Below are 2,452 nucleotides of genomic sequence, written 5' to 3'. Positions count from 1 at the left end.
TTCTCCGTCCACTACGCCGATGGGGAGGTCGTGGAACTCATCGAACTGTCGTTCACCGGTGAAGGCGGCGACGAGGTCTTCTTCGATGACATCCAGCTCACCTACCGCCTCATGGACGACGTCGTCGCCGAACTCAGGGAGGCAGGACTTCGGGGCAGGCCGTTCGACATAGGCATGGTGTACGAACTCGGCTTCGCCATCTTCTCCATGTCCTCGATCGATGCCGCCGACGTGATACCGGGCGCGGACCCCGACGACGAACGCCTCGTCGTCGAAGGTGTCAGCGTGGCTCCGTACTCCTGCTTCGCTAAGTAGGAGCCGCCGCCCCGACGCTTCACTGTCCGCACGCCTCAAGACCGCGTCAAGGGCGCTACGCGTCGCTGCGCGATGGCCTCCGGCCGCCCTGGACCCGGCCACTCCGGCGTGCTGTCCTGCTCCACTATCGGGTCGGTGGCTCTCCCTGGCCATCCCCAGTCCAGCAGGCATGGCACACTCGCGGCCATGGGGATCTTCAAGAGGGACAAGGAGCCGGAAGCGACAGACTCGGGAGACGCAGAACTGGCCACGATCATCATGCAAGGCGAGGACATGATGGCGCAGTTGGCCGAGGCGCACCGGAGCTGGGGGCTCGGCACCGCAGATCAATGGGACCTCGACCAAACCTCCCGCCTCATCACATGGACATTCGCCGACAAGACAGCCACAGCGCCGGCCCAAATCCTCGCCAGCTACAACCCCACCGCCGGCTCCTGGCTGTGGGCCTGGGCCAACGAAAGCGTGCTTTCGGAACTGAGCCGTGACTCCCGAACTGTCCATGACTGGGCCGAGGCCAATGGTCACACGAGTCTGACAGCGCCCAAGGTGACCGCCGATGACGAGCTCGCGAACACCCTTACGGCCATCAGTATCCGCGTCACAAAGGCAACCGGCTTCTACCGGGGAGCCGGTGCGAGCATGCCGATCATCACCTTCGGACCTGTCACCCTGACGACGCACGAGGGCGAGTCGACAACCTTCACCATCAACATCGACGACTGACAAGGCCCGTGAGCACAGGTACCTCGGAAGTACCCGCACCCTCTGCAACAGCCGCAGCCAACTCATGTAGAGCATTGCGAAAGCCATTGCGGCACAAGCGACTCCGAGCAGCCAACCGACCCCGGTCGGACTCCTAAAGCGGCTGTCGCAGGTTCGAATCCTTCCGGAGGCACTTCGCATTTATGCGCTCCAGCGCCCTGTTTTGCCGTGGGAGGCGCGAGTTGCAGGGGAGTGATTCGCTGCCCCTCGCGTCCGAGGCGCCCAAGCCCCGGCTCACCCGATCGAGCGCAGCGCGCTCGGCGTCAGTCCCTATGAGGTGACCGTACGTGTCGAGGGTGAGCTCCGCGGTCGAGTGCATGAGCCAGTGCGAGACGGTCTTGATCTCGACGCCGGCGGCGATCCAGAGGCTGGCCGCTGTGTGAAGGGGGGGTGTGCGCGGACGTCCAAGGGAGGTCGTGCTCCAGTGGACGGCGCGGCGCCGATTGCCGGCGCGCGCTTGACCGCCAGGCCGGGGAACGGCACGGCGACAACGTCGCGGACCCGCAGGCCGCGCAGCTCGCCGAACCGAAAACCGGTGAGGCCGAGGACTAAGGTGAGGTCGGCGTAGCCGCCGGCGTAGAACTCGTTGGGCCTCGACGATCGGGTCACGTCCGCTGCTTCGCGTTCCAAGGGCGTGGACCCCGCCAGACCCTGTGGTCGTCGTCCTGGTCGAGACGGCGCGCCCGCCCGGGTCGTATGTCGTGGTGCGGGTCGCGACGTCGGAGGTCTGCACGACATTCTCGGCACGACGGTTGGTGTAGGTCCGCAGGGCCAGCGGGGCTGGGAGGTGTGGTCCCAGCGCGCCGACTCAGCGGCATACGGCATGCGTGGCGCGACCGCGCGATGACGATGCCACGCTATGCTTTGGAGAACGTTATCGAAACCGCTGGACCTGAGCCGGCGAGGATTGAGTGGGGCACGCGCGTGCACGGTAGACGCGTCAACATGCGGGACGTGGCGCACGCCGCCGGAGTCTCCGTCGCAACCGTCTCCAAAGTCGTCAACGGCCACTACGGAGTGTCGCAGGCGACCACCGAACGGGTCACGCGGGTCATCGAGGACCTCGGCTACGTGGCGAGCCTCGGGGCACGGAGCCTGCGCAGCCACAAGACGGACATCATCGGAGTCCTCGTCGCAGAGTTCGAGCCGTTCAGCACCGAGCTGTTGAAGGGCGTATCCGATGCCATCGCCGGCACGGGCTACGAGCTGCTGGCGTTCTCCGGCGGCCGCTCGAACGGCTCCGTCGGTTGGGAGCGCAGCTCCCTGTCGCGGCTCGGGGGGACGCTCATCGACGGCGCCATCATCGTGACCCCGACGATCGTCGACGCCACCAACGGCATCCCCGTGGTCGCCATCGACCCCCATACCGGACCCG

General features: G+C 66.3%; 3 protein-coding genes. All 3 read left to right on the top strand.

What is annotated here, in order from left to right:
• The coding region (locus ABF401_RS17160; protein WP_353510797.1) for a hypothetical protein at nt 1-315 on the top strand (315 nt) is incomplete at its 5' end.
• A gap of 186 nt (nt 316-501) precedes the next feature.
• Nucleotides 502-1,038, top strand: a complete 537-nt coding sequence (locus ABF401_RS17155; protein WP_353510796.1) for a DUF6882 domain-containing protein — start codon at nt 502-504, stop codon at nt 1,036-1,038.
• A gap of 984 nt (nt 1,039-2,022) precedes the next feature.
• Nucleotides 2,023-2,452: LacI family DNA-binding transcriptional regulator (locus tag ABF401_RS17150; RefSeq protein ID WP_353510795.1), on the top strand; the 430-nt coding region annotated here is incomplete at its 3' end.

This window comes from Intrasporangium sp. (assembly GCF_040414665.1).
Lineage (GTDB): Bacteria > Actinomycetota > Actinomycetes > Actinomycetales > Dermatophilaceae > Intrasporangium.
This window is presented reverse-complemented; position numbering and strand designations above follow the sequence as displayed.